We start from the raw sequence: 8,296 nt of genomic DNA, 5'->3' as shown, positions 1-8,296 counted from the left end.
TATGATGTGCCACCCGAGTGGCGGGGTAAAAGAGAGGGGGCGAAGCCAACGTGAAGCAGTCGGCTACTGCACCCTTTACGGCGATATGTCGGGCGGGCTTTCGGTCCTGGCGGACGTGCCGAAAACGATGGTCTACGAACTGGCCCGGTACATCAACCGGGAGCGGGAAATCATCCCGGCGAGCGTGCACACCAAGCCGCCTTCTGCGGAGTTGCGCCCCGACCAGCGCGACGAGGATTCCCTCCCGCCCTACCGGCTCCTCGACCCGATCCTCCGCGCCTACATCGAAGAAAACCTTCCCGCCGCAGCGATCGCGGCCCGGGGCTTCGACCCGGCCCTGGTGCAGGACGTGATCCGGCGCGTGGACCGGGCCGAATACAAGCGGCGGCAGGCCGCGCCGGGGCTAAAAGTGACCACTAAGGCCTTCGGTATGGGGCGGCGCTTCCCGGTGGCCTGGCACCCCGGGTGGTAAGTCCCGCAGGAGCGAAGTCCGGATGCGAACCGGCGGCTGCTACCGCAAGGGAGGCCGGGTGAGGTTTGACCCAACCATTTTATTGACAAGAGAGAGTTTTTTGGTAAAATGAAAGCGTAATTTGGCGGTGCTTTTTCAGCAGCACCACTGAACCGAATAAGATCGGGGCAACGGGGCCCTTCAGGCAGGTTTACGGAGCCTGCCGGAAGGGTCTTTTCACTTTTGGCGACTTTTAGGGTGATATTTAGAAAAGTGCGGAAAGGAGGAGTGGTTTACCGTCGGCAGATTAAGATAGATGTTGATGTTGCCGGTTGATTCTCAGCAAAAGGAAGTCAAAAAGTCTCTAAAAAATTTTGGAAGTAAAGGAGAGAGCGCTAAATGTGCCGTACACCGCAAGATGTGCTTAATTTTGCCCGGGAGCAAAAGGTGGAATTTGTGGACCTAAAGTTTATGGACCTGCCGGGTCTCTGGCAGCACTTTACGGTGCCGATCAGCGAGTTGACGGAGGAAAGTTTTAAGGAAGGTTTTGGTTTTGACGGTTCGAGCATCCGGGGTTTTAAGAGCATCCACGAGAGCGATATGATCCTGATCCCAGATCCCCCAACGGCCGTACTCGACCCCTTCTGCCAGGTACCTACGCTGAGCTTGATTTGCAACGTTGTCGATCCGGTAACCGGCGAAAACTACGAGCGGGATCCGCGCTACATCGCCCAGAAGGCCGAAGCCTATTTAAAGGCCACAGGGATTGCCGACGTAAGTTACTGGGGACCGGAGGCCGAGTTCTTCATCTTAGACGAGGTGCGCTTCGACCAGAACCAGCACTGCGGCTATTATTTTATTGACTCGGTTGAGGGCTTCTGGAATTCCGGCCGGGAGGAAAACCCCAACCTCGGCTACAAGCCGCGCTACAAGGAAGGTTATTTCCCGGTGCCGCCGACTAATACCTTCCAGGATATCCGGAGCGAAATGGTGCTGACGATGCAGTGCTGCGGCATCAGTGTAGAGTGCCACCACCACGAGGTAGCCACCGCAGGGCAGGCCGAGATAGACATGCGCTTCGCCCCGCTTACGCGCATGGCGGACCAACTCCTGATGTTCAAGTACATCGTGAAGAACGTAGCCCGCAAATACGGTAAGATAGCTACCTTTATGCCGAAACCGATCTTTCAGGATAACGGTTCAGGGATGCACGTCCACCAGAGTCTGTGGGAAAACGGCCGGCCGCTCTTCTGCGAGGCGAACGGTTACGCGCAACTGAGCGAACTAGCGCTTTACTACATCGGCGGGCTGCTCAAGCACGGGCCGGCACTGGCGGCGTTTTGCAGCCCCACCACCAACTCTTATAAGCGCCTGATCCCCGGCTTTGAGGCGCCGGTTTATTTGGCTTACTCCCAGCGGAACCGCAGCGCGGCAGTCCGCATCCCGATGTACTCGTCCAGCCCCAAAGCCAAGCGGATTGAATACCGGCCGCCGGACCCCTCTTGCAATCCGTACCTGGCCTTCGCAGCGCTGCTTTTGGCGGGCATTGACGGCATCAAAAACAAGATTCATCCCGGTGAGCCGTTAGAAAAGGATATCTACGAGCTCTCGCCGGCGGAGATCGGCAGTATCCCGGCGCTGCCCGGCTCCCTGGAAGAGGCGCTCAAGGCACTTGAGGCCGACCACGCCTTCCTGCTCGAGGGCGGCGTCTTCACAGAAGACCTGATCCAGGCGTGGATTAACTATAAGCGGGCCAACGAGGTGGATGCTATTCGTCTGCGGCCCCACCCGTACGAATTCGCGCTCTATTTTGATATCTAAGCCGCCCATTATTTGTGGCGTACCGGGGCGGGGCTCTCCCGCCCCTTCCTTATCAAACGGATATTCTGCCGTAAGGTAGGATTTCACGGTAAATAGGCCGCTGCGGGGGTTACTAAGTATCATCGCGCCAGAGAAAAAATATTGTGTTTTTCCGGCGGGACGTGTTATATTTTCTAAGAAATAGACTAAGACTAAATAACTGCCGGCCCTGAATCTGCGGCGGCGAAAGCAAGGAAGGTGTGAAGCGTGGCAGACCGTGTACTAAAAGAGGACATCCTTCTTATGGCCCGCGAAGAAGGAGTGAAGTTCATCCGGCTTCAGTTTACCGATATCCCCGGCGTCCTAAAAAACATGGCTATCACCGTTGAACAATTGGAAAAAGCCCTCAACGGTGAACTCATGTTTGACGGCTCGTCCATCGAGGGCTTTGTCCGTATTGAAGAGTCGGACATGTACTTCCGGCCGGACCCGAAAACCTTTATCGTTTTCCCCTGGCGGCCGCGGGACGGCGCGGTAGCCCGGATGATCTGTGATGTTTATAACCCGGACGGCACGCCCTTCATCGGTGACCCGCGGCATGCCCTCCGGCGGGTACTGGCAGAAGCGGCCGAGATGGGTTACACCTGCAATGCAGGGCCGGAATTGGAATTCTTCCTCTTCCACCTCGACGAAAAAGGACGGCCCACCACCATCACCCACGACCAGGCAAGCTATTTCGATTTAAGTCCGATTGACTTAGGGGAAGAAGCCCGCCGGGATATCGTCCTGACGTTGGAAAAGATGGGCTTCGAGATTGAAGCCTCCCACCACGAGGTGGCGCCTGGTCAGCACGAAATCGACTTTAAGTACTCGGACGCCCTTGACGTGGCCGATAAGATTATGACCTTCAAAATGGTGGTCAGGACCATTGCCCAACGCCACGGTCTCCACGCTACCTTCATGCCCAAGCCGATTTTCGGGATTAACGGCTCGGGGATGCACACAAACATTTCCCTGGCTAAAGACGGGAAAAACGCCTTTTATGACCCTAACGGCCCGCTACAACTGAGTGAGGTCGCCTACCATTTCATCGGTGGGGTAATGAAACATATCAAGGCGATCACCGCGGTGGCCAATCCGACGGTTAATTCTTACAAGCGGCTGGTCCCTGGCTATGAGGCGCCGGTTTACGTCGCCTGGTCGTGCCGCAACCGGAGCCCCTTGATCCGGATTCCGGCCAAGCGAGGGCCTTCTACCAGGATCGAGCTCCGGAGCCCTGACCCCTCCTGTAACCCGTATCTCGCGCTGGCCGCCATTATTAAAGCGGGCCTTGACGGGGTAAAGAACAAGATTCAGCCGCCGGCACCAGTAGATAAGAACATCTACCACCTAACGCCGGAAGAACGGGCCGAGCTTGGTATCGAGTCTCTGCCCGGATCCCTTATCGAAGCGTTGGCTGAACTTGAGAAGGACGAAGTAATCAAGGAGGCACTAGGGCCGCACATTTACGAAAAATTCATGGAGGCCAAACTTAAAGAGTGGGATGAATACCGGACGCAGGTTCACCCGTGGGAGATACACACTTATTTGACGAAATATTAAAAATAAACAAAACCAAAGGGAATACGTTTGCCCGTGCAAGAACGACCAAGTAACCCTGGTCGCTTTTTCCCGAAAGGTAGGAGAGATTTTTACCGCCAGGCACTCCAGACGCCGGTCAGTTTCAGCAGTCGGGAAAACTCTGGCTAGCGGCAGGTACGACGTATATGCATATTTAGGAAAGAAGAAGCGGCGGCAGAGGGGAAGGTGTAAGGATGCGGGAAGAACCGTTGCGAATTCCCTCGGGTTGCGCGATCAGCGCCATTTTAAACGTTGAGGGACGGCGGTTTAACGGGGAAGCCATCTTAAAATCGATCGCTTCCATGCACGAGCGATCCAATGGTTTGGGCGGAGGCTTTGCTGCCTACGGCATTTATCCGGAGTTCAAGGATTGCTATGCGTTTCACCTCCTCTGTGACAGTGAGAGGGCCAAGCTAGAAGCGGAGTCTTACTTAAAAAAGATCCTAACGGTTCATAAGGCGGAGCCGATACCGACCCGGCCGGTAGCGGCAGTTACGGACCCCCCGGTGCTTTGGCGGTACTTTCTGACGGTGCGCCCCGAGTGCTTCGAACGGTGTGTCACTGCGATCGACGAGCGGGACTTCGTTATGCAGGCCGTGATGACCGTTAACGATCAGATTCCGGGGGCATTTGTAATTTCCTCCGGTAAAAATATGGGCGTTTTTAAAGGGGTAGGCTTTCCTGAAGACATCGGGCGGTTTTACCGGATCGAGGAGTACGAGGGATACTTATGGACAGCACACGGTCGTTTCCCGACGAATACCCCAGGCTGGTGGGGCGGCGCGCATCCCTTTAACCTCCTGGATTGGTCGGTAGTTCATAACGGTGAGATTTCCTCTTACGGTGCAAACAAGCGATACTTAGAAATGTTTGGTTACCGCTTAAAGCTGCAAACGGATACCGAAGTGGTTGCCTACCTTTTCGACCTCCTGCACCGCCGACATGGGTTGCCGCTGTCGCTGGTTTGCCGGGTTTTGGCGGCACCTTTCTGGAAGGAGATCGACCGGATGCCGGCAACAGAAAGAGAACTTTACACCGCGCTGCGCCAGGTATACGGTCCGGCGCTCCTGAACGGGCCGTTCAGCATCGTGGTTTCGTATACCCGGGGGATGATCGGGCTGACGGACCGGATAAAACTAAGGCCGATGGTCTACGGGCGAAAAGACGAGTATGTTCTGATCGCCAGTGAAGAAAGCGCGCTCAGGGGCGTTATAGGAGAGTTAGACGAGGTGCGGGCGATCAAAGCCGGTGAACCGGTGATGGCAGAGATTAAGGAGGGGGTGGTGGTATGAAAAGTTTTCTACCGCCCGAGTTTGTGGTAAAGATCGACCACTCCCGCTGCCGGCGGTGCGGCATATGCGTCCGCGGCTGCGGCTTCGGGGCGCTGAGTTTCACCCGCGGCACCTTACAGAAAGCTCTTGATTTAATGAAGAGTGAAGATGACAAGGCGGAGCTTGCCAAGATACTGACAGAAGCGAAAGAGCGCTTTTCGGAGCAGGTTATCGCGGACAACACGCGGTGCGTCTGCTGCAATTATTGCCAAACTCATTGTCCCGAGGGGGCAATTACCGTCGAACCCAACCCGGCGGCCCGTTGCTTCAAGGGAAACGACTACTGGTTACCCCAGCACCTGCGGAATATCCGGTTACAGGCGGAAACAGGGGGCGTGCTTCTGACCGGGGCGGGCAACGACAAGCCCTACCGGAGCTATTTTGACCATCTTCTTATCGATGCCTGTCAGGTAACCAACCCGTCGATCGACCCGCTCCGGGAACCGATGGAGCTCAGGACTTATCTCGGGTCCAAGCCTGACGCGGTCGCGGTGGCGTTAGACGGAAACAAGCCCCGCTTAAAGACGCAGTTGCCGCCCCAGGTCCAGATCGAAACGCCAGTTATCTTCGCCGCAATGAGCTACGGCGCGATCAGCCTCAATGTCCAAAAGGCACTGGCGATGGCGGCTAAAGAGGCCGGCACCCTGATGAATACAGGCGAGGGGGGGCTACATACCGACCTTTACCCTTACGCCGACCACATCATCTGCCAGGTGGCTTCGGGGCGCTTCGGTGTAACGCCGGACTACCTCAACCGCGCCCGGATTCTTGAGATCAAAATCGGCCAAGGCGCGAAGCCAGGGATCGGAGGGCATTTGCCGGGCGAGAAAGTTGACGAGCAGGTATCCCGGACACGGATGATCCCGGTGGGTACCGATGCACTCTCGCCAGCGCCGCACCACGATATTTATTCGATCGAGGATTTAGCGCAACTTATCTTTGCGCTCAAGGAAGCGACCGGATACACAAAGCCGGTGGCGGTAAAGATCGCGGCGGTGCATAACGTGGCGGCTATTGCCAGCGGAATCGCTCGGGCCGGCGCGGATATTATCTGCATCGATGGTTTCCGAGGCGGCACGGGGGCAGCGCCGCTTATTATCCGGGATCACTTGGGCATCCCGGTGGAGCTGGCGTTGGCGGCTGTTGACGACCGGCTTCGCAAGGAAGGGATCAGGAACCGTGTTTCGGTCGTGGCGTCGGGCGGCTTCCGTTCCAGCGCAGACGTAGCCAAAGCGATCGCCCTTGGCGCCGATGCGGTAGCGATTGGAACAGCGGCCCTGGTGGCGCTCGGGTGTACCCTTTGCCAAAAGTGCCATACCGGAAAATGCAGTTGGGGCATCGCTACCCAGCGGCCGGAGCTTGTTAAAAGAATCGACCCCGAAAAGGCTGCCGAGCGGCTCTATAACCTCCTGCGAGGATGGTCGCTAGAACTAAAGGAAATCCTCGGTGCCTTGGGGATTAACGCCATTGAGAGCCTCCGGGGGAGCAGACTCAGACTCCGGGGTATAGGGCTGGAGCCGCACGAACTGGAAATTCTCGGGGTCAAGGCTGCCGGCTCCTAACCGAGGCTTGGAGGGATGAGGGATGTTACGGATTGATGTTGCTTGTCTGCATTACCGGGAGCTGAACCGACGCATCCGGGAGGCAATTGCGGCCGGGGAAAAGGAGTTTCTCCTGGTGAACGTAAATGGCCACCGCTACATCGGTGCTGGCCTGCAAAGTCCGGTCTGCATTACTATTGAAGGCGTTCCTGGGAATGATCTGGCCTGTTTTATGGACGGTCCGGTAATTACCGTGAAGGGCAACGCCCAGGATGGGGTCGGCAATACCATGAATGGTGGTGTGGTGGTTATCCACGGGGACGCCGGTGACGTTTGTGGCTACGGGATGCGCGGCGGGAAGCTTTTTATAAAGGGAAATGTGGGCTACCGCACCGGCATTCACATGAAGGCGTATTTCGATAAGGTGCCGGTTGTAGTGGTCGGAGGCACCACAGGCGACTTTTTAGGGGAGTACATGGCCGGAGGGATACTTGTGATTCTGGGTCTGGGGCGGGAAGACGGCGAACCTCTTACAGGTGATTATACCGGCACGGGAATGCACGGCGGAACAATCTTTTTACGGGGTACGGTAGAAGAATTTTTTTTGGGGAAAGAAGTGCAGCCGTTCCCGCCGAACGAAACCGACTGGGGGTTGCTGCGGCAAATTGTCATGGAGTTCTGTGGTTATTTCGGTTACGATCCGGAAGCGGTGCTGGGAGCGGAGTTTACCAAGTTGGTACCGGTAAGCTACCGACCTTACGGGCGACTTTATGCGCCGTAAGGGCTTTCACTGGGGAATAAGGAGACTTTTGGCCGTAATTATTTCGCACTTGGGGTTAAGTTGGGTTTGATGATGTGCTAAAATATTAGCAGTTGTCAAGAGGAAGATAAAAATTGGAAAATACTGGTTAATTTGTTGGATATCGTTTATAATGTTTCGATGAACCATATGGGACACCCGATCGCCAGCAATATCCGTGATTGTTACTTGAACCTAGTCAAGGTGGGTATGCAGAACGAAATCCCCCTCATCGCGGGGGGCGGCATCGGGAAGCACGGCAACCTCGCGGCCAACGCAGCAGCCCTTTTTATGCTAGGCGCCTCCGCTGTCCAGATAGGGAAATATATCATGCAGGCGGCTGCCGGCTGCATCGGTTCGGAGGGTGACCGGTGCAATATTTGCAATATCGGCCGCTGTCTGAAAGGCATAACCTCCCAGGACCCGCGCCTTTACCGGCGTCTGGATCCGGAAAAGGTGGCGGAACGGGTGGTGGATGTCTTTTTGAGCTTCGATACGGAACTCAAGAAGATCATGGCGCCGCTTGGCCGCTCCACTTCCCTGCCCATCGGGATGTCCGACGCTATCGCTATCGATGACTCCCATGCGGCACAGCGACTACAGAATAAAGTACGTGGTCTGACGAAGCTCGCCGCGATAAATGCTGAACTAAGGGTCTATAAATGGCAGGCGGCAGTACCATCGCTTCCTACGGCGAACGTAGAAATTAAAATGCAGAACGTAGGACGCAGAACGTCTTACGCGGAGCCTTTTC

Annotated in this window: 7 protein-coding genes; all 7 read left to right on the top strand. The window is 56.0% G+C overall.

Annotated elements, in window-relative coordinates; translation table 11 throughout:
- Positions 1-472 (top strand): NAD(+) synthase (gene nadE / locus ACUVTA_RS07235; RefSeq protein WP_445952286.1); only part of this gene is annotated, 472 nt, incomplete at its 5' end.
- A gap of 378 nt (positions 473-850) precedes the next feature.
- Positions 851-2,272, top strand: coding sequence for a type I glutamate--ammonia ligase (gene glnA / locus ACUVTA_RS07230; protein WP_445952285.1), 1,422 nt, complete (start codon positions 851-853; stop codon positions 2,270-2,272).
- A gap of 282 nt (positions 2,273-2,554) precedes the next feature.
- Positions 2,555-3,853, top strand: coding sequence for a type I glutamate--ammonia ligase (gene glnA / locus ACUVTA_RS07225; RefSeq protein WP_445952287.1), 1,299 nt, complete (start codon positions 2,555-2,557; stop codon positions 3,851-3,853).
- A 212-nt stretch (positions 3,854-4,065) separates the two neighbouring features.
- Complete coding sequence (locus ACUVTA_RS07220; protein ID WP_445952284.1) at positions 4,066-5,163, top strand: class II glutamine amidotransferase; 1,098 nt, start codon at positions 4,066-4,068, stop codon at positions 5,161-5,163.
- A complete protein-coding gene (locus ACUVTA_RS07215) occupies positions 5,160-6,764 on the top strand; it encodes a glutamate synthase-related protein (protein WP_445952283.1) in 1,605 nt (534 codons plus the stop codon). Before ACUVTA_RS07220 ends, ACUVTA_RS07215 begins: the two co-directional genes overlap by 4 nt.
- 22 nt (positions 6,765-6,786) lie before the next feature.
- Positions 6,787-7,524 (top strand): hypothetical protein, encoded by a 738-nt coding sequence (locus tag ACUVTA_RS07210; RefSeq protein WP_445952282.1) that lies wholly within the window; start codon positions 6,787-6,789, stop codon positions 7,522-7,524.
- A gap of 135 nt (positions 7,525-7,659) precedes the next feature.
- The coding region (locus ACUVTA_RS07205; protein WP_445952281.1) for a glutamate synthase-related protein at positions 7,660-8,296 on the top strand (637 nt) is incomplete at its 3' end.

Source organism: Thermodesulfitimonas sp., from assembly GCF_052743955.1.
Note: the sequence above shows the minus strand (reverse complement) of the source record. Positions and strands in the feature narration are given on the sequence as shown.